The 17,775-nt window shown below is 64.1% G+C and carries 22 protein-coding genes; 15 read left to right on the forward strand and 7 right to left on the reverse strand.

The genetic code is table 11. The annotated features are described in order from the left end of the window. Positions 1-18 precede the first annotated feature (18 nt). Genes J2X62_RS09285 through J2X62_RS09310 form a run of 6 tightly spaced genes read left to right on the forward strand, consistent with a single transcriptional unit; the run spans position 19 to position 5,483 of the window. Positions 19-267: a hypothetical protein gene (locus J2X62_RS09285; RefSeq protein WP_032385296.1), complete on the forward strand. Its 249-nt coding sequence runs from the start codon at positions 19-21 to the stop codon at positions 265-267. Then, entirely contained in the window at positions 264-2,453 is a 2,190-nt protein-coding gene (locus J2X62_RS09290) for a heavy metal translocating P-type ATPase (RefSeq protein WP_310179874.1), read from the forward strand. The genes J2X62_RS09285 and J2X62_RS09290 overlap by 4 nt, the downstream gene beginning before the upstream one ends. 43 nt (positions 2,454-2,496) lie before the next feature. Continuing rightward, complete coding sequence (locus J2X62_RS09295; RefSeq protein WP_027494925.1) at positions 2,497-2,730, forward strand: RNA-binding S4 domain-containing protein; 234 nt, start codon at positions 2,497-2,499, stop codon at positions 2,728-2,730. Further along, entirely contained in the window at positions 2,727-3,464 is a 738-nt protein-coding gene (locus J2X62_RS09300) for a class I SAM-dependent methyltransferase (protein WP_032367575.1), read from the forward strand. The genes J2X62_RS09295 and J2X62_RS09300 overlap by 4 nt, the downstream gene beginning before the upstream one ends. Next, a complete protein-coding gene (locus J2X62_RS09305) occupies positions 3,461-4,978 on the forward strand; it encodes an NAD(P)/FAD-dependent oxidoreductase (protein WP_167326989.1) in 1,518 nt (505 codons plus the stop codon). The genes J2X62_RS09300 and J2X62_RS09305 overlap by 4 nt, the downstream gene beginning before the upstream one ends. Positions 4,979-5,027: 49 nt before the next feature. Then, positions 5,028-5,483, forward strand: a complete 456-nt coding sequence (locus tag J2X62_RS09310; protein WP_310179878.1) for a GNAT family N-acetyltransferase — start codon at positions 5,028-5,030, stop codon at positions 5,481-5,483. Positions 5,484-5,567: 84 nt separating this feature from the next. On the opposite strand, the gene J2X62_RS09315 is transcribed toward J2X62_RS09310, so the two are convergent. Next, positions 5,568-5,750, reverse strand: a complete 183-nt coding sequence (locus J2X62_RS09315; protein WP_032371449.1) for a hypothetical protein — start codon at positions 5,748-5,750, stop codon at positions 5,568-5,570. A gap of 58 nt (positions 5,751-5,808) precedes the next feature. Further along, positions 5,809-6,258, reverse strand: coding sequence for an Hsp20/alpha crystallin family protein (locus tag J2X62_RS09320; RefSeq protein ID WP_310179880.1), 450 nt, complete (start codon positions 6,256-6,258; stop codon positions 5,809-5,811). A 206-nt stretch (positions 6,259-6,464) separates the two neighbouring features. Here J2X62_RS09320 and J2X62_RS09325 point away from each other — a divergent pair, with 206 nt between their 5' ends. Together J2X62_RS09325 and J2X62_RS09330 are read left to right on the forward strand one after the other, a co-directional pair. Next, a complete protein-coding gene (locus J2X62_RS09325; RefSeq protein WP_167330003.1) occupies positions 6,465-6,809 on the forward strand; it encodes a metalloregulator ArsR/SmtB family transcription factor in 345 nt (114 codons plus the stop codon). Further along, a complete protein-coding gene (locus tag J2X62_RS09330) occupies positions 6,806-7,273 on the forward strand; it encodes an SRPBCC family protein (RefSeq protein ID WP_310179884.1) in 468 nt (155 codons plus the stop codon). The genes J2X62_RS09325 and J2X62_RS09330 overlap by 4 nt, the downstream gene beginning before the upstream one ends. Position 7,274: 1 nt before the next feature. Here the strand turns inward: J2X62_RS09330 and J2X62_RS09335 are convergent, their stop codons facing one another. The 3 genes from J2X62_RS09335 to J2X62_RS09345 form a co-directional block, all read right to left on the reverse strand. Further along, on the reverse strand, positions 7,275-8,294 hold the full coding sequence (locus J2X62_RS09335; RefSeq protein WP_027494916.1) for a DUF5914 domain-containing protein: 1,020 nt from the start codon (positions 8,292-8,294) through the stop codon (positions 7,275-7,277). A gap of 432 nt (positions 8,295-8,726) precedes the next feature. After that, the gene (locus tag J2X62_RS09340; protein ID WP_057473132.1) at positions 8,727-9,038 is read right to left on the reverse strand and encodes an AzlD domain-containing protein; all 312 of its coding nucleotides are present in this window, start codon (positions 9,036-9,038) and stop codon (positions 8,727-8,729) included. Continuing rightward, the gene (locus J2X62_RS09345; RefSeq protein ID WP_057473131.1) at positions 9,035-9,733 is read right to left on the reverse strand and encodes an AzlC family ABC transporter permease; all 699 of its coding nucleotides are present in this window, start codon (positions 9,731-9,733) and stop codon (positions 9,035-9,037) included. The genes J2X62_RS09340 and J2X62_RS09345 overlap by 4 nt, the downstream gene beginning before the upstream one ends. Before the next feature lie 66 nt (positions 9,734-9,799). Here J2X62_RS09345 and J2X62_RS09350 point away from each other — a divergent pair, with 66 nt between their 5' ends. Both J2X62_RS09350 and J2X62_RS09355 read left to right on the forward strand, forming a co-directional pair. Next, complete coding sequence (locus J2X62_RS09350; protein ID WP_032400928.1) at positions 9,800-10,357, forward strand: helix-turn-helix domain-containing protein; 558 nt, start codon at positions 9,800-9,802, stop codon at positions 10,355-10,357. A gap of 167 nt (positions 10,358-10,524) precedes the next feature. Next, positions 10,525-11,352 carry an SDR family oxidoreductase gene (locus tag J2X62_RS09355; protein WP_057473129.1) on the forward strand — a complete coding sequence of 276 codons (828 nt, stop codon included), beginning with the start codon at positions 10,525-10,527 and terminating at the stop codon, positions 11,350-11,352. A gap of 274 nt (positions 11,353-11,626) precedes the next feature. Here J2X62_RS09355 and J2X62_RS09360 read toward each other — a convergent pair whose 3' ends face one another. Both J2X62_RS09360 and J2X62_RS09365 read right to left on the reverse strand, forming a co-directional pair. Beyond that, the gene (locus J2X62_RS09360; protein WP_222060661.1) at positions 11,627-12,013 is read right to left on the reverse strand and encodes a hypothetical protein; all 387 of its coding nucleotides are present in this window, start codon (positions 12,011-12,013) and stop codon (positions 11,627-11,629) included. A 26-nt stretch (positions 12,014-12,039) separates the two neighbouring features. Then, complete coding sequence (locus J2X62_RS09365; RefSeq protein ID WP_310179893.1) at positions 12,040-12,594, reverse strand: DUF3558 family protein; 555 nt, start codon at positions 12,592-12,594, stop codon at positions 12,040-12,042. Positions 12,595-12,983: 389 nt separating this feature from the next. Between J2X62_RS09365 and J2X62_RS09370 the strand changes: the two genes are divergently transcribed. The 5 genes from J2X62_RS09370 (at position 12,984) to galK (ending at position 17,773) form a co-directional block, all read left to right on the forward strand. Continuing rightward, complete coding sequence (locus tag J2X62_RS09370) at positions 12,984-14,252, forward strand: reverse transcriptase family protein (protein WP_310179894.1); 1,269 nt, start codon at positions 12,984-12,986, stop codon at positions 14,250-14,252. Positions 14,253-14,290: 38 nt separating this feature from the next. Next, positions 14,291-14,566: a YrhK family protein gene (locus J2X62_RS09375; RefSeq protein WP_027494905.1), complete on the forward strand. Its 276-nt coding sequence runs from the start codon at positions 14,291-14,293 to the stop codon at positions 14,564-14,566. A gap of 89 nt (positions 14,567-14,655) precedes the next feature. Next, entirely contained in the window at positions 14,656-15,471 is an 816-nt protein-coding gene (locus J2X62_RS09380; protein WP_032367561.1) for a DeoR/GlpR family DNA-binding transcription regulator, read from the forward strand. 23 nt (positions 15,472-15,494) lie between these two features. Then, positions 15,495-16,610, forward strand: coding sequence for a galactose-1-phosphate uridylyltransferase (gene galT / locus J2X62_RS09385; RefSeq protein WP_094621341.1), 1,116 nt, complete (start codon positions 15,495-15,497; stop codon positions 16,608-16,610). Next, positions 16,607-17,773 (forward strand): galactokinase, encoded by a 1,167-nt coding sequence (gene galK / locus J2X62_RS09390; RefSeq protein ID WP_094621315.1) that lies wholly within the window; start codon positions 16,607-16,609, stop codon positions 17,771-17,773. The genes galT and galK overlap by 4 nt, the downstream gene beginning before the upstream one ends. Positions 17,774-17,775: the final 2 nt, after the last annotated feature.

The raw sequence follows: 17,775 nt of genomic DNA on the forward strand, positions 1-17,775 counted from the left end.
GGGGGGTAGGGTAGGGATGTGAACTCCACACGACAGGAACTCGGCACCCCGACCAAGCTCGTCGGATTCGTCGTCGGGATAGCCCTCGTGTTCTTTCTTGCCCTGTTCGTCGGCCACGCGATCGGACCCGACGCGTCGCCCAGCGAACCGACGCATTCCGACCACGAGTCGCACGACGGAACATCTGCGCTCTATCCGGACTTCCAGCATCAGGGTGTCGTCCGCACGGCCACATTCGTCATCGAGGCAGAAGGGAATCGGGGATGAGTACGGAAACCGAACTGATTCTGGGCGGCATGACCTGTGCGTCGTGCGCCAACCGCATCGAACGCAAGCTCAACAAGCTCGACGGGGTATCGGCGACGGTCAACTACGCCACCGAGAAGGCGCGAGTCACCAGCGACGGCGTCGCCACCGAGGATCTGATCGCCGCCGTCGAAGCTGCCGGGTACACCGCGAGCCTTCCGGTGGCCGAGCCGGTCGACGCCGACACACCGGTCGATCCGTTGAAGCAGCGTCTGATCGTTTCGGCGGTGCTCAGCGTGCCGGTCATCGCGATGGCCATGATTCCGGCCTTTCAGTTCACCAACTGGCAGTGGCTGTCGTTGACTCTCGCCGCGCCGGTCGTCATCTGGGGAGCGCTGCCGTTCCACCGGGCCGCGTGGACCAACCTGAAGCACGGTACGTCGACGATGGACACCCTCGTGAGCATGGGAACCCTTGCTGCACTGGGCTGGTCGCTGTATGCGCTGTTCTTCGGTACAGCCGGCGAGCCCGGTATGACGCATCCGTTCGAGTTCACGATCGCGCGGATGGACGGGGCGAGCAATATCTATCTCGAGGCGGCTGCGGGCGTCACCACCTTCATCCTGGCCGGCCGGTGGTTCGAGAGCAGGTCCAAGAGGCAGGCCGGTGCGGCGTTGCGCGCACTGATGGACCTCGGTGCCAAGACCGTCGCCGTGCTGAAAGGCGATGAGGAACAGCAGATTCCGATCGATCAGGTCGCCGTCGGCGATCTGTTCGTCGTTCGTCCGGGTGAGAAGATCGCCACGGACGGAACCGTCGAGAGTGGATCCTCGGCCGTCGATCGGTCGATGCTGACGGGCGAGTCGGTGCCGGTAGAGGTCGGGGCCGGCGACGCGGTGACCGGAGCCACGGTGAACGTCGGTGGTCGAATCACTGTGCGCGCCAGCAGAATCGGTGCAGACACCCAGCTTGCGCAGATGGCGAAGGCGGTGGAAGATGCGCAGACCGGCAAGGCTCAGGCCCAGCGTCTGGCCGATCGCATCTCGGGAATCTTCGTGCCGATCGTCATCGCCATCTCGGTGGCAACGCTCGGATTCTGGCTCGGCACCGGCAATTCGGTGGCCGCTGCCTTCACGGCGGCGGTCGCCGTCCTGATCATCGCGTGCCCCTGCGCACTCGGGCTGGCCACCCCCACAGCACTGATGGTCGGCACCGGACGGGCGGCGCAGCTGGGGATTCTGATCAAGGGCCCCGAAATGCTCGAATCGACCCGCCGCATCGACACCGTCGTGCTGGACAAGACCGGCACCGTGACCACCGGTGAGATGACACTGCACTCGGTGCACGTGGCCGACGGTGAGGACGAGGACGTGGTCCGTGCCGTGGCGGCAGCGTTGGAATCGGGTTCGGAGCATCCCATCGCTCGGGCCATCGCAGGTTCGACCCAGTCCACGGCTGTCGAGGGGTTCGCCAGCCTCGAGGGTCTCGGTGTCCAGGGCCTCGTCGAGGGTCGCGCCGCGGTCATCGGCCGTCGCAGCCTGCTGGCCGACTGGTCGATGCCTCTGCCCCCGGAACTGGCCGACGCGTTCGACGACGCCGAACGCCAGGGGCGCACCGCCGTCGCGATCGGGTGGGACGGGAAGGCCCGCGGGGTTCTGGTGGTCTCCGACTCGGTCAAGCCGACGTCGAAGCAGGCCGTCGCAGAACTGCGCGAGCTGGGCCTGACGCCGGTCATGCTCACCGGCGACAACGAGGCCGCCGCCCGAACGATCGCCGCGGAGGTAGGCATCGATCAGGTCGTTGCCGGTGTGCTGCCGTCGGGCAAGGTCGATGCCGTTCGTGAACTGCAGGCCGCAGGCAAGGTCGTGGCGATGGTCGGCGACGGCATCAACGACGCGGCTGCACTGGCTACCGCCGACCTGGGGCTCGCGATGGGAACCGGAACCGATGTAGCGATCGAGGCGAGCGACCTGACGTTGGTCCGCGGCGACCTACGGGCCGTCGGCGATGCGATCCGGCTCTCGCGTCGCACACTGAGCACCATCAAGGGCAACCTGTTCTGGGCGTTCGCCTACAACGTCGCGGCGATACCCCTCGCGGCCGCGGGCCTGCTCAACCCGATGCTCGCCGGGGCGGCGATGGCGCTGTCCTCGGTGTTCGTGGTGAGCAACAGCCTGCGGTTGCGCCGCTTCCGCGCCACGATGTGACTCGTTGGTAGCAGCGAGCGGCCCGCTAGTACAGGATGGAGACATGTCCGATGCACACGATGTCCCCATCCGCGACGAATCGATCCGGCTGGGCCAATTCCTCAAGCTCGCCAACCTGATCGAATCCGGTGCCGAAGCCAAGGGCATCATCGCCGACGGCCTGGTCAGCGTCAACGGGGACGTGGACATCCGCCGCGGACGGCAGTTGCAGCACGGAGATGTCGTGTCGGTCCAGGGTGGGCCAGCTGCCCGCGTGAGCAAGGAAGAGGCACTGTGAAGGTCGGTAAGCGCGGTCTGCCGCGAAACGAAGTTCCCGGCGCATTCGACGTCGGTGCCAAGGCGTACGACCGACTCGTCGGAGCGAACCCCGGCTACCACGAGCACCTCGTCAAGTCCGCGCAGCGCCTCCGCATCCCCGACCTCGGGAGCGGACTGCGCCTGCTCGATATCGGTTGCGGTACGGGTGCGTCCACCGCAGCGCTGCTCGAAGCGGCACCGCACGCCGAGATCGTCGCCGCCGACGCGTCCGCCGAGATGCTCGAGGTCGCCCGGAGCAAGGACTGGCCGTCGAACGTCACGTTCGTGCATTCGCGGGTGGAGGATCTGGCCGTGAACGGGGTCGACGGACCGTTCGACGCCATCCTGGCCGCATATCTGATCAGGAACGTCGACGACCCCGACACCGAACTCAAATCGCTACTGGCGCTGCTGCGTCCGGGTTCGACGATCGCGTTCCACGAATACTCGGTGCACGATTCACTGCGTGCTCGCATCTCCTGGAACGTCGTGAGCTGGGGCATCATCATCCCGCTCGGCTGGCTCGCGACGCGAGACGCCACATTGTATCGGCATCTGTGGCGCAGCGTCGTGACGTTCGACGGCGCATCGGCGTTCATGCGACGGATGCAGCGTGCGGGCTACAGCGGTGTCGCCCGAGAGACGATGACCGGATGGCAGAACGGTGTGGTGCACACGTTCCTGGGCTCTCGACCCGCGAAGGAAGAGCGTTGACCGACTCCAAGAAGGTCACCCATGCTGCGGTGCAAGGATATTCGGACGCAGGCCAGCTGGCTGACGTCCCGCATGTGGTGGTGGTGGGCGGCGGTATCGCGGGGCTGAGCGCCGCGACCGCGCTGGCCGAACGCGGCGTCAAGGTTCATCTGGTCGAACGCGAAAGCTACCTCGGCGGCCGCGTCGGTGGATGGGACACGACGCTGGAGGACGGCTCGCCCGCGACGATGAGCCGCGGCTTCCACGCGTTCTTCCGGCAGTACTACAACCTGCGAAACCTGCTGCGCCGCACCGACCCAGACCTGGCGCGTCTACGCCCGGTCGACGACTACCCGCTGATCGACGGCGACGGTCGTATCGACGGATTCAAGGGGCTGCCCGAGACGCCACCGCTCAATGCGTTCGCGTTCGTCAAGCGCAGTCCGACGTTCCGGTGGAAGGACCTCACCGACCTCAACGGAATCGCCGCCCTGCCACTCATGACGGTGAGCGTGCCGAAGACCTTCGACGAACTCGACACCACTCCCGCGGCGGAGTTCCTGCGCAACATCAACTTTCCCGAAGCGGCACGCCATCTGGCGTTCGGGGTGTTCTCACGCAGCTTCTTCGCCGACCCGGAGGAGATGTCGGCTGCCGAACTGGCGATGATGTTCCACATCTACTTCCTCGGCTCCTCCGAGGGTCTGATCTTCGACGTCCCCCGCGATCCCTACCCACAGGCACTGTGGAACCCGTTGGGGGAGTATCTCAGTGGTCTCGGTGTCGACATCAGAACGTCCACTCCGTGTGGCGAGATCACCCGCGGTGGCCTGCGCAAGTTCCGCGTCGACGCCGGCGGAATCATCGACGCCGACGCGGTGGTCCTCGCTACCGACATCGCCGGATTGCAGCGGGTGCTCGAGCAATCCCCCGAGCTCGGGACGCCGGCGTGGCGCAAGCAGATCGGCGCGCTGCAGAACACCCCGCCTTTCATGGTCCACCGCGTGTGGCTGAGCAAGGCGGTGAATGCCGATCGTCCCGCGTTCATCGGCACCGGCGGTATGCCTCCGATCGACAACATCAGTGTGCTCGAGCGGTTCGAGGACGAGGCCGCGGAGTGGGCAGCGAGGACCGGAGGTTCGGTCGTCGAACTGCATGCCTACGCCGCCGAGGAATCCGAGGAGGTCACCCGCGCGCAGCTGATGGCCCGCATGCACGAGATCTACCCGGAAACCGCTGCGGCAGAAGTAATCGCGGAACGATCCGAATGGCGAGACGACTGCCCGATGTTCGGCCTCGGAGCATTCGCCGAGCGGCCCACCGTGCGTACCCCCGAGCCCTCGCTGGTACTCGCGGGTGACGGCATTCGGATCGATCTGCCCGTGGCTCTCATGGAACGTGCCGCCACCACCGGACTGCAGGCAGCGAACACCCTGTTGGCGGGCTGGGGCGTCACCGGCCACGACATCGAAACCGTGCCCACGAGTGGACGATTCAAGATGTTCGACGCTTTGGAGCGGCTTCGCCGCAGGTGAGTGGTACTTCGTAGCAGGGGTCGAACTTCCACTCACGACAGGAGGTTGCATGCGTCTCGAGGTCGACGATCTGTCGCGGCCGGAGGTCGGTGTGTTGCTCGTCGAGCACCTTGCGGACATGCACGCGACGTCACCGGCAGAGAGTGTTCACGCACTGGATCTGCCGGGTCTGCGCGGGCCGGATATGCGGGTGTGGACGGCGTGGGAGGCCGGGGCACTGCTCGGCATTGCCGCGCTGAAGACACTCACTCCTGAACACGGAGAACTGAAATCGATGCGCACCTCGAGTTTCGCGCGAGGCCGCGGGGTGGCGTCCGGACTGCTCGAGCACGTACTGACGGAGGCGCGGCGGTTGGGGTTCGAGCGCGTCAGCCTCGAGACGGGTACCCAGGACTACTTCGCCGCAGCTCGACGCCTCTACGAGCGATACGGATTCGTCGCAGTGCCCCCGTTCGGCGACTACGTCGTGGACCCGTCGAGCACATTCTATTCGTTGGTCCTGTGATGTCTGGCCTTGTGACCGGTTACTCGGTGCGGCAATGACGCAGGCCGGCACCGAATGTCGGTGCCGGCCTTGCGGTCGTTGGGGTCACGCAGCGACGGGCTCTCGCGGTACGTGCGGGTAGAGGTCGTCGTCGACCGGCTCTGCTCGCTGCTGATCCAGTAGATCGGCCGTGGCGCATTCACGTATCTCGGTCCCGACCCCGAGAACCGTGCGCCACCATTGGTCACGATCGGGAGATTCCGGCCAGACCACGGTATCCGTTTCCATATGCATCACCCTCCCTGAGTAGTTCGACAGTGCTCGATGTGCTTGTGCGCGTGACGGATCAGGTCGATTGGTGTTCGATGGATCTCTGCTCGCCGGTCAGCTCGGCACGAGCGATGTCGACCTTGCGCGGCTTCGCTCGCTCGGCAAGCGGAATGGTGATCGACAGGACGCCGTTGTCGTACGACGCCGAGATGCCCTCGGTGTCGACGCCGTCACCCAGTGAGATCTGTCGACGGAACGTTCCGGCGAACCGTTCCGATGAAATCCATTGCACGCCGGAGCTTTCCGGCACTGTTCGTTGCGCGGTGAGCGTCAATGTGCCGCGATCAACGTCGACGTCGATGGATCCCGGGTCGATGCCGGGAAGGTCGGCACTGAGTACGTAGTGATCGTCGACCTTGTACAGATCCATGGGCATGAATCGCGGTGCGCGGTCCGAACCGGTAGACGCACCCAACAATGCCGAGGTGAGCGAATCGACGTCACGGAACGGATCGAAACGAAGCACAGCAACCACCTCCTGTACCCAGATGCGCTCGCCCCTGTGGCGAGGCGCTCCTCAACTGTGCAACACAAAAATTAGCACTCGATTGCGGCGAGTGCCAAGACCTGTTCGGCACTTTTTCGGAATTTTTTCAACACCAATAGTGCTGCGGCGCAGCAGGAGTGGTGCCGTGCTCTTGTGGATATCGATCAGTCGAGATACTGTGCCATATGGCTCAGTATTCCGAGGTCCTCAACGACGTGTTCCAGGCGTTGGCCGATCCCACGCGGCGTGCAGTACTGGGCCGACTGGGGTCCGGGCCTGCCACCGTGGGGGAACTGGCCGAACCATTCGACATGACTCTGCCGTCGTTCATGAAGCACATCCATGTACTCGAGCGCAGCGGATGGATTCGCACCCACAAGACCGGACGTGTACGCGCATGCACGATCGAGCGAACCAACCTGGACGCGGCCTCCGCGTGGCTGGAGCAGCAACGGTCCGTGTGGGAATCCAGAACCGACCGCCTCGAACAGTTCGTCACCCGATCCTCGAAAGAGAGTGAACAACAATGACTTCCTTCGATCCCGAACTCGACCTGAGTATCTCCCGCATCATCGCGGCTCCGTGCGAGACGGTGTGGGATGCGTGGGCCGACCCGTCGAAGTTCGAGAAATGGTGGATTCCGGCACCTACTCTGTGCCGAGTCGACGCGTGGGATCTGCAGCCCGGAGGCGCATTCCGAACGCTGATGAGTGAACCCGGAGGAGACTTCGAACCGCACATCGACGGATGCTTCCTCGCCGTCGACCATCAGGAACGCATCGTGTTCACCAACTCCCTCGTCGAAGGTTGGCGACCTGCCCTACAGCTGTTCATGACCGCGGTGATCACGTTCGCCGACCATCCCGACGGGACGCAGTACCGGGCGCACGTGATGCACCGCAACGTAGAAGACCGAAAGATGCACGAGGAGTTGGGCTTCCATGACGGTTGGGGAACCGTCATCGGCCAACTCGCCGCGTTCGTCGAAGGCTAGATCACGCGCGACCCGTCGAGCGCAGTTCGTAACGGCGTTCGGCGTAATCGAGGTCGTCCTTCCACAGACGTGCTGCGGTGAAGTTCATCGCCGGACGCAGCAGTCCCGAGACCTTGCGCGCCATCTGGAAGCCGGGTCGATCCGAGCTCGCGATCGTCGCCTCGATGACCGCCGTCCGCGGGGTGCCGTCGGGCGCAGGAGCCAGGGGAGTCGCGTGAGTCTCGACGACGCTTCCCGCCCCCTCACCGTCGAGGATGCGCATGACGATGGTGCGTGGGCCGGGGCAGACGAACTCGGCTCGAACCGGAACACCGATGCCGCGACTGACGCGGAACGTGACATCGACCAGGAAGCGATCGTCCTCCTCGGGCACATCGATGTCGGTGGGCGCGCTCACCACTTTCAACCTCGCGAACGAGTACGGATGGAACCATGCGCCGTGCCACGGATCGAGGCGATTGGCGATGATGTCGTCCGGTTCGCACTTCCCGATCAACGTGACGACACCAGGAATGGACGTCGACGCAGGGGGCCTGATCGGAACCACCGGCACCGGCGTCGGCTCCTCGCCGCCCAGCTCGTCGAGCCGGACCCACACCAGAACACCGTCGTCGAACGCAGGAACCGGCCGCCAGCCAGCCTTACCCTTCGGACCCAACGCCAGCCCATGCCACCGGCACACCAACGCGTCGCACTCGATCTTCGCGGTATCGAGCGCCGCCCCGAGATGCGGACACGCACCCGGACCGATATGCACCTTGCCCGCCGAATCCCGCCACGCAACCAACTCGGTGGTGCCGACATAGCGACCGAACGGCTTGTCGGCCTTCACGTCACGACTCGCAGCGAAAACGAACCAATTACCCGACGTCCGAGTCTTCGCACGCTTCAACGCCGACTCGATGACCTGGGGATTCGCACCCTTCCACGTCGGCTCCTGCTTGGCCCACGACTCAGACGGAAGCGGCTGAAGTGGCATCGTCTTCGGCCAGCGTCGTCGTACTGCATCCAGCGCGGTCATTGCTGCTCCCCACATCGAGACATTGTGTTCACTGTCCATTGTCCCCGCCCGGGGGTACTCAATGTGACGTCGAGTGGACTTTTCGGGGGTCAATGTCACATCTAGTGGACCCGGGGTGCCGGTGAACGGGTAGCGGTGCACGAGGTCAGGTGGGTCCAGTGGGGGTCGGCGGTTCACGCTGCGCCGGTCAACTGATGTCAGCGCCCACAATTCGGCTCGAAAGGCGGGATCCCGTGGATGCAGAGAAATAGTGGGCGCTCAGGTCAGTAAGCGAGGTCGCCCGGGTGGCAATGGGCTTGTTGCCGTGTCGGTAGTCCGCGAAGGGGCGATGGCTGTCACCCGTGTTCCCCATCCGATGCACTCAATGTGACATTTGGTGGACTTTTCGGGGGTCAATGTCACATCTAGTGGACTTGGGGTGCCGCGGTTCGGTCAGGCGACACCGAACCAGCGGAGGGCAGCGGTGGTCGCGGCAGCGGCAATCACGATGACGACGAAGGGTGCTTTGCGCCAGGCGAGGATTCCGGCGACGGTGACGCCGATAGGGGCTGCGAAGCCCGCGAAGTCCTTGCCCACGAGCAGGGTCGAGGTGGCGATGAGGGCTACGAACACGACGGCGACCGAGGTGGACATGACGCGGTCGATGCGGGGCGAGATGGTCATGCGCGAGCGCAGGGCCGGGCCGATGAGGCGGAGCACGAAGGTGCCGACGATCATGGCGATCAGGGGAATCGTGAGGCTCATGCGGATTCCTTGCGTGCGGCGGGCTTGGTGGACAGCAGTGCGGGGACCACGGCGATCAGCGAGAGGAGCACCGGCAGTCCGCTCGGTAGGAACATCGACGCTGCCAGGGCGATCCCTGCGCCGACGAGTGCGGCATTGCGCGTGCCCCGATCTCGGAGCGCAGGCATGATCAGTCCGAGCAGGATTGCCGGAAATGCGGCGTCGAGTCCGAGCGCGGCGGTATCGGTGATTGCGCCACCACCGAGCGTGCCGATCACCACCCCGATGTTCCAGGTGACGAACAGTCCGATTCCGCACAGCCAGAACGCTGTTCGACGCCGTCCTTCGTCTACTTCGGCGACGCTGAATGCGACCGCTTCGTCGGTGATCAGGTGGGTGCCGAGCAGTCGCTTCCATGGCGAGACGTTGTCGAAAACGGATCCTATGGAGAATCCGAGCGGTACGAGCCGTGTGTTTGCGAGCAACGCGCTCGCCACGGCGGCGACGGGGTTGCCGCCGACGGCCAGGATGCCGACGAAGATGAATTGGGAGGAGCCCGCGAAGACCACCAGGGACATCACCACCGGTAGCCACAGTGGCAGGTCGGCGGCTACGGCGATGGCACCGAACGAGGCCCCGACCAAGGCGTCGGCCAGACAGACCAACGCGATGTCGCGGATGTTGACCCCCTGCAGGGTTCGCCATGTCGAACGCATGATCGTTATAGTGGACGATGTTAAGCTGTTCGTCAAATCAAACGAACGTACCGATGGAGTGAACGAATGGCGGACGCCGGACCACCGATCGCAGCCATCGCTGCCGCTCTGCAGCAGGAGCGGCGACGCGTCGGCCTCTCGCTGGCCGAGGTGGCGCGCCGCGCCGGAATTGCGAAATCGACTCTGTCGCAACTGGAATCGGGTACGGGGAATCCAAGTCTGGAAACTCTGTGGGCGCTCAGCGTCACCCTGGACGTGCCGTTCTCCAGACTGGTCGAGCCCGCGAAGCAGTCGGTCCGCCTGATCCGTGCGGGCGAGGGGCCAAGATTTGCATCGGACCGGGCGGACTACTCCGCGACGCTGCTGGCGTCGTCTCCGCCGAACGCGCGACGAGACATCTATCTGGTCAGCGCGGACGTCGGCGAGCCGAGGCGCTCGGACCCTCATTCCCCCGGCGTGGTCGAGCATGTGGTGCTCAGCGCTGGACGAGCTCTGGTGGGGCCGGTGGGCGAGGCAGTCGAGCTGGCGCCCGGCGACTACGTCGCCTACCCCGGCGACGCGCTGCACATCTTCGAGGCGCTGGAGCCGAACACCATGGCGGTGATGATCACCGAACACAGCTGACGTGCGGGGAATAGTCGGCGTACCCACCCCGTTGGACTCTTTCGACGGCGTTCGCTTGGCAAGCCCCGGGCCTCACCCCATCTGTCGCTTCGAGCGACCACTCGCCGAGAGGCGTTTGCAGCGGACGTCGTCCTTACTTTTGTCCGTGTAGCGAAGGGACGAGATTCATGACAGCCAAGACGTGGTTCATCACCGGCACCTCCAAGGGATTCGGGCGGGAGTGGGCGATCGCGGCACTCAACCGTGGCGATCGGGTCGCAGCGACTGCTCGCAACACAGACACCTTGAAAGATCTTGTCGAACAGTACGGCGATGCGATTCTGCCGATCGAACTCGACGTGAACGATCGCGCCGCCGACTTCGCGGCAGTCCAACAGGCCTACGACAAGTTCGGTTCACTCGACATCGTCATCAACAACGCCGGATACGGCCAGTTCGGCATGATCGAGGAACTCTCCGAGGAAGATGCTCGGGCGCAGATCGAGACGAACGTCTTCGGAGCGCTATGGGTTACGCAGGCGGCGCTGCCGTTCATGCGTGAGCAGGGGAGTGGCCACATCTTGCAGGTGTCGTCCATCGGCGGAATCTCAGCATTCCCGAATGTCGGTGCGTACCACGCCTCGAAGTGGGCGCTCGAAGGATTCAGCCAGGCATTGGCGCAGGAGGTCGAGGACTTCGGTATCCACGTGACGCTCATCGAGCCGGGTGGGTTCTCCACCGACTGGTCCGGCCCGTCTGCCAAGAAGTCCACCGACATCGCCGCGTACGACCCGATTCGGGAGAAGGCCGCCGAACTGCGGAGTGCAAGGCAGGCGACTCCTGGCGATCCGGTAGCTACGCGTTCGGCGCTGCTCAAGGTCGTCGACGCCGAAAAGCCGCCGCTGCGAGTCTTTTTCGGAGAAGCACCGCTCCAGATCGCGACGACGGACTACGAATCACGCCTGGCGAACTGGCGCGAATGGCAGCCAGTGGCCGTCGAGGCGCACGGAGGCTGAGTCTCCACCACGCGAACCTCTAGGTGTGGCTCTAACCTGGGCGGCCTTGATCCGTCTCAGGAGGCTTGCTTGCAGCTACGCTCCGAACGCGACGAAAACGCGGGGAGGCGGGGATTCACGCCCATCGTCGGGATCCACACCTCGTCGGTGGGGTGTGCCTGACGGCTGAGGGCGCGGATCGAGTGGTGGCGTTCTCGCAGTTGCGTGCCGGTGTAGCGGCGACTGGAGAACGACAAACGCGAGGTCGATGTCCATCGAAAAGTGCTTCGGTCTATCAGTTCTCCGGAGTGAGCGCGGCGATGTTCGCGGCGGTTCGTTCTTCCGTGTTGGCCGTCTCGTCGAAGTAGCGCCGAAACAACGTACGCATCGAATCGATGACATCGATGTGCTGCTGCAGAATGACATCGAGTGACGTGCTTTTGCCGGTCGCCAGGCGAGCAAACCTGTTTTGCAAATCCTGAGCAGACTTGAAGTCGCCCCAGGACTTGACTTCGCTCAGCTGGGTTGCTTGAGCTTGCATCTTGGCGAGGTGTACGAGGTAGGTTGCGCATGCCGCGTCGCATTTCGCGGCGACGTCGGGTGGAATCGTGATGGTGCCCGCGTCGGCTTGGGCGTTGAGGTCTCGCCAGTGTGCGATGAGGTCCGGCCTGGCTTCAGTCACGGTGTCGCCTCTTTCGGTCGATGGATTCAGCTGGGGAGTTCTGAGTCGAGCACTGCCACCAAGGAGTTCAGCTCCGTGCATGGGGCATACGGCGGGTCGCGTACCAACGCGCTGGTGATGATCGTGGCCCTGATCAATTCAGCGCCGGCCACGAAGGCGACTCCGCAATTTCGGGACGAGTCAGCAGATAGTTGCTGGTATTGGGTGGCGTTACGCGTGCCCACTCGAACGGGTTGAAGTCGGTCGAAGTAACTCGGATCGTCGATGTAATCGATGTTCTCCAGTCCGACGAATATTGAGAAGAAGTACTCGCTGCTCGGAGGGTTGGCCTCCCAGCCACAGATCTTGAATCCGTTTTGATCTCTGCCGAACACCCCCGATTCCTTGGTGGACGTGTTCAATCCCGCCTGCTCGATGGCGTCGTCGGGGATGGTGCATGGATCCCACGGCGTCGGTGCGGCGACGGCGGTGCTGGCCGTCGCGATGACTTCGGGGACTGCAGTACCGTCTTGGCCCGTCGAACATGCGTTGAGCAGGAGCAGACCTACTGCGATTGCCGCCCATCGACTGCTTCGATGCATGTGCACTGTCCTTTCCCAAGAGCCCATCTACGGGTTGGACGCAACGGAGTCGGCACTGGTTCCGTTCACCTACTCCGGACTCGAGAGCTCCGGCTCGCAATCGAGCAACTCACGAGAACTTCAAAACCCGACCGGTCGGTCGGACTAGTGAGTCATCCCGCTGACAGATCCGCGTCGGTTTGGCATTGTGGTGGGATGCAGCGGCGCGTGGGCGAGAGTTGGTCCGCGGGACCGGTCTCAGGGGTAACCCCTGGGTACATATTGAGAATCGAGCACTGCGTCCGAAGCTGGTCTGCACGCTACGCGTGCTTGGCAGCTCCGAGGACGAAAGATTTCGGTCGCCGCGCGCCGCTGCATTTTCTCGCTCGAGACCCGTTGGAGCGATCGACGTGAACGACCGCGAACTGTCTCCGCGCGCCGCCGCAACCCTGGCTCGTTTGGCTGCAGACGCAGAGTGGACGCAATCGGGGCTCGAGGAGGCGTTCTCTCGGTTCATGCCGGCCAAGGCCTCGCGGTTGGCCCATCGAATCATCGACCTGTACCCGAGTCCGCCGTTCGACGAGGCGTCGATATTCGTTCTGCTGCGAGATCTTCCGTTGATTACGCAGCCGTCGAAGTCGTCACAGCGATCGCCGATACGTGGCCGTGTCGTACCCTGGCGGTTCGAGGTGCCTCGCTACGAGACGACGGGCCAGCTCGCGCAATCACTGGATCTGACCATTTCCGAAATCGAGTGGTTTGCCGACCTGCAGGGGAGGCTGCGTACTGCACCGTTTCCCCTGCAGCACTATCGATCTGCTCGTCTCGACAAGCGCCACGGCGTCCGTCTGCTCGAGGTGCCCAAACCGCGCTTGCGCGAGATTCAGCGAAAGATACTGCACCGCATCCTGGATCGAATTCCGCCACATCCCGCCGCGCACGGTTTTCGTAAAGGGCGCAGCCCCCGCACGTTCGCGACGCCCCACGCCGAGCGTGAGGTGGTGGTCTCGGTCGACTTACGTCGCTTTTTTCCGTCCATCGGGTTCGATCGCGTGGTTGCGATCTTCGAGGCCGTCGGCTACCGCAGAAAGGTCGCGGCCAATCTTGCCGCGCTGTGCACAACGGTCACCCCGGCCGGCGAATTGACGGGCATGGACCGCGCAACGGCGGCAAGGCTTCGCGCCACTCACTTGCCGCAGGGCGCACCGACGTCGCCCGCCTTGGCCAACCTGGCTGCCCGCCAACTCGATATTCGAGTTGCCGGGCTCGCCCGCACCATGGGTGCCCGCTACACCCGCTACGCCGATGACCTGGCGTTCTCCGGTTCGGCCGAGCTCGACGTCTACAAGTTGCTGTGGGTGCTGTCCCAGATTGTGCACGACGAGGGCTTCACGATTCATCCCGACAAAACCCGAGTACGGCGCGCGCATCAACGGCAACAGCTCACGGGGCTGGTGGTCAATGCGTGGCCCGCAGTTCCGCGAGAGGAGTACGACAACCTCCGCGCGTTACTGAACAACTGCATCGGTAGCGGTGCAGCCCAACAGAATCGGGACGATCTGACCGACTTCCGCGCCCATGTGTACGGACGTATCGCGCGGATCGGCGAGACCAGCGAGACACGTCGTCGGAAACTGCTCGAGATGGCAGCCCGGGTCGATTGGGAGGGATCCGGGTAGTCGGACTGGGTACACCGACGTTTTACGAAGGAGCCGCTATGAACGACCTGACCTTCACTATCGGGCACGAGGAACTGGTGATTCGCCAGCGGTGGGAAGTTGTCAGCATCATCAACGACATTCTCGTTGCGGTCTGGTTCATCGTCGGCAGCATCCTCTTCTTTCGGGAGAGCACGACGGTGATCGGTACGTGGTTCTTCCTGCTGGGGAGTATCGAACTGCTCATCCGTCCCGTGATTCGACTGGCGCGACGGGTGCATCTGACACGGATCGGTCGTGCACGAACCGCGTCCGAGAGCGACGACGACTTCTGACCACATCGCCGCACCCTGTTCGCTTTTGTTGACATTTGTTGCTATCTGGTGAATGTTGTGTGCATGGAATCAGGTCTGGTGATGGTGTGATGCTCGCCCATCAACGTCAGCAGAAGATTCTGGACCGGGTGCGGTCCGAGGGAGCCGTCACGGTGGCCGCGTTGGGCACTGCTCTGTCGGTGTCCGACATGACCATTCGACGAGACGTCAATGAACTGGTCGCCCAGGGCCTGGTCGAGCGAGTGCATGGCGGCATCACCGCGCCGAGTTCCGCGAGCGCGTTCGAGCCGGGCTTTCCGGTGAAGTCCGAGCAGAGCCGTGACGCCAAGGCCGCCATTGCCCGCGCCACCGCACGATTGATCCGGCCAGGAACGACCATCGGCATCTCCGGAGGTACGACGACACACGCGCTGGCGCGGGAACTGCTTCGTGTACCCGACATCACCGTGGTGACCAACTCCCTGCCCGTCGCCGACGTCCTTCATGCCGGCGGCAGAGCAGACCACACCGTGTTGCTCACCGGAGGCCAACGCACCCCGTCGTACGCACTCGTCGGCCCGTTGGCGGTCGGCGCGTTGCAGACGCTGCACGTCGACATTCTGTTTCTCGGCACGCATGGAGTGGATATCGATGCGGGCCTCACCTGCCCCAATCTGCTGGAGGCACAGACCAATCAGGCCTTCGTCGCCTCGGCTCGACGCGTCGCGGTCCTCGCTGATCACACCAAGTGGGGTGTTCGCGCCCTCGCAACCACCGCTGCGTTGTCGGAGGTGGATGTGATCGTCACCGATGTCGATGTGCCCGAACGTATTCGCGACGCGCTGACCGACATCGTCCATGACGTGGTCGTCGCAACCGGCCCCGCCGAACCCCGGCCGACCACCCAGGAAGCGAACAGTCGATGACCACGCAGGACACCACCCATCCCATGCGCAAGACCTCGACCACGTTGGCCGACGGTCGAGAATTGATCTATTACGACGACACAGAGCCCTACCTTTCCGGTGGTGCCACCCGGGAGCTCGTGGACTCACGGCCGCTGCCGCCGTCGATGTCGCTCTCGCAGATGAGATTCGACGTTCTCACCGGCGAGTGGATCGTCATGGCTGCCCAGCGAATGGACCGCACGTTCTTGCCTCCCGCCGACCTGTCCCCGTTGGCCCCCAGCCGTCCGGGCCGGCCGGCGACCGAGATTCCGGCCTCGGATTACGACGTCGTGGTGTTCGAGAACCGTTTCCCATCATTGGCGGGAAGTGCTGCAGAACAGACTCTTCCGGATGAGGTCGACGGTGAGCCGCTGTGGCCGCTGTTGTCGGGTACCGGTCGGTGCGAGGTCGTCTGTTTCGCCAGTGATCCCGACGCGTCTTTCGTCTCGCTGGAACTGTCGAGGGTCCGAACGATCATCGACGTGTGGGCAGACCGGACCACGGAGCTCTCGGCGATCGATGGAGTGAAACAGGTGTTCTGCTTCGAGAATCGTGGCAAGGAGATCGGTGTCACCTTGACGCACCCGCACGGCCAAATTTACGCCTACCCCTACCTTCCTCCTCGTACCGATGCTTTGATCAGGCAGTCGCGCAAGCACTTCGAGAACACTGGTCGAGTTCTGTTGGCCGATGTACTCGCCGCCGAATTGCGCTCGGGTCGACGGATAGTCGTGGATGTCGAGCATTGGGTGGCGTACGTCCCCGCGGCGTCACGGTGGCCGCTCGAGGTGCATCTTGCTCCGCGCCGCGACGTCGCAGATCTTGCCGAACTGAACGACGCGGAGCGCGACGAGCTGGCCGGCGTCTACCGCGCATTGCTGCGGGGCGTCGACGCATTCTTCGAGGGCGTGGACGAGGTGCCGTACATCTCGGCGTGGCATCAGGCTCCCGTCGGATCCGATCGAGAGCTGGGACGTCTTCACCTACAGCTGTTCTCGATGATGCGGTCACCGGGCCGGATGAAGTTTCTCGCCGGATCCGAGTCGGCAATGGGCGCATGGATCAACGACACGACTCCCGAGAGAATCGCAGACAGATTGCGTGAGGTGCTGGTGTGAACTGGTTGAGCGTCGTGTCCGAGCAGAGCCTCGCCGACGCTGCTTCGGAGCTGTTCGAGGCCGCGTTCGGCGGTGAACCGGACGGCGTCTGGTTGGCACCGGGGCGAGTCAACCTGATCGGCGAACACATCGACTACGCAGGTGGTCTGGTGCTGCCGTTCGCGCTGCCCTTCGCCACTGCAGTCGCTGTTCGGCGGCGCGAGGATGCCACGATGCGGGCGGTCTCCACGCACACGGACCGGACGTGGACGGGGCAACTCGGTGACATCGGACCGGGGAGTCCGTCGGGATGGGCCGCGTACGTGGCGGGCGTTGCCTGGGCGCTGCAGGATCACGGGATAGGCGGAGTCGATGTTGCCGTGCACTCCTCGGTACCGGTGGGCTCGGGCCTGTCGAGTTCGGCGGCCCTCGAGTGTTCGTTCGCCTTGGCCCTGAGCGATCTGTTTGATCTGAACGTCGATCGAAAGGTGCTGATCGACGCCAGCATTCGGGCCGAGAACGATGTGGCCGGCGCGTCGACCGGGGGAATGGATCAAGCCATCGCGATGCTTTCCGAACGAGGACACGCCCTGCTTCTGGACTGCCTCGACGGGTCGACCCGCCAGATCCCACTGGACGTCGCGTCGTCGGGTGCTCGCATCATGGTGATCGACACCAACGCTCCGCACCGTCTGGTCGACGGCCAGTACGGTGCCCGCCGGGCCGCCCTCGACCGGGCCTACCTGGAGCTGGGTGTGCCGACGCTGCGCGGACTCGACCCCGAGCGGGCGGTATCGGGGCTCGTCGATCAGGCTCTCGTTCCCCGAGTTCGTCACGTCACCAGCGAGATACGACGAGTCGAGCGGGCAGTAGCGTTGCTGGACGGCGGTGACATCGGTACCGAACTCGGCGACCTGATGACGGCGTCGCACGTCTCGCTTCGAGACGACTACGAGGTCAGTTCCCCCGAGCTGGACAGCGCTGTCGATGCTGCGCTGCGAGCCGGGGCATACGGGGCCCGTATGACGGGTGGGGGGTTCGGGGGTTCTGCCATTGCGTTGGTTCCGATAGCTCGGGTCGATGCAGTCGCTGAGGAAATCTATACGAGCGCACAGCAATCCGGGCTACCGGAACCGACTTTTCTATCCGCAGAACCATCGGGGCCCGCGCACCGATTTTGGTGAGT

The sequence above is a fragment of the Rhodococcus sp. 3258 genome (genome assembly GCF_031456475.1).
In the GTDB taxonomy this organism is placed as follows: domain Bacteria; phylum Actinomycetota; class Actinomycetes; order Mycobacteriales; family Mycobacteriaceae; genus Rhodococcoides; species Rhodococcoides fascians.

Bases quoted from the DNA above. Each gene is read 5' to 3' on its own strand.
- J2X62_RS09290 (WP_310179874.1), top strand. From the start codon at position 264: ATGAGTACGGAAACCGAACTGATTCTGGGCGGCATGACCTGTGCGTCG.
- J2X62_RS09365 (WP_310179893.1), bottom strand. From the start codon at position 12,594: ATGCATCGAAGCAGTCGATGGGCGGCAATCGCAGTAGGTCTGCTCCTG.
- J2X62_RS09325 (WP_167330003.1), top strand. From the start codon at position 6,465: ATGGCTCAGTATTCCGAGGTCCTCAACGACGTGTTCCAGGCGTTGGCC.
- J2X62_RS09340 (WP_057473132.1), bottom strand. From the start codon at position 9,038: ATGAGCCTCACGATTCCCCTGATCGCCATGATCGTCGGCACCTTCGTG.
- J2X62_RS09315 (WP_032371449.1), bottom strand. From the start codon at position 5,750: ATGGAAACGGATACCGTGGTCTGGCCGGAATCTCCCGATCGTGACCAA.
- J2X62_RS09310 (WP_310179878.1), top strand. From the start codon at position 5,028: ATGCGTCTCGAGGTCGACGATCTGTCGCGGCCGGAGGTCGGTGTGTTG.
- J2X62_RS09375 (WP_027494905.1), top strand. From the start codon at position 14,291: ATGAACGACCTGACCTTCACTATCGGGCACGAGGAACTGGTGATTCGC.
- J2X62_RS09350 (WP_032400928.1), top strand. From the start codon at position 9,800: ATGGCGGACGCCGGACCACCGATCGCAGCCATCGCTGCCGCTCTGCAG.
- J2X62_RS09345 (WP_057473131.1), bottom strand. From the start codon at position 9,733: ATGCGTTCGACATGGCGAACCCTGCAGGGGGTCAACATCCGCGACATC.
- J2X62_RS09330 (WP_310179884.1), top strand. From the start codon at position 6,806: ATGACTTCCTTCGATCCCGAACTCGACCTGAGTATCTCCCGCATCATC.
- J2X62_RS09335 (WP_027494916.1), bottom strand. From the start codon at position 8,294: ATGACCGCGCTGGATGCAGTACGACGACGCTGGCCGAAGACGATGCCA.
- J2X62_RS09380 (WP_032367561.1), top strand. From the start codon at position 14,656: ATGCTCGCCCATCAACGTCAGCAGAAGATTCTGGACCGGGTGCGGTCC.
- J2X62_RS09295 (WP_027494925.1), top strand. From the start codon at position 2,497: ATGTCCGATGCACACGATGTCCCCATCCGCGACGAATCGATCCGGCTG.
- J2X62_RS09355 (WP_057473129.1), top strand. From the start codon at position 10,525: ATGACAGCCAAGACGTGGTTCATCACCGGCACCTCCAAGGGATTCGGG.
- galT (WP_094621341.1), top strand. From the start codon at position 15,495: ATGCGCAAGACCTCGACCACGTTGGCCGACGGTCGAGAATTGATCTAT.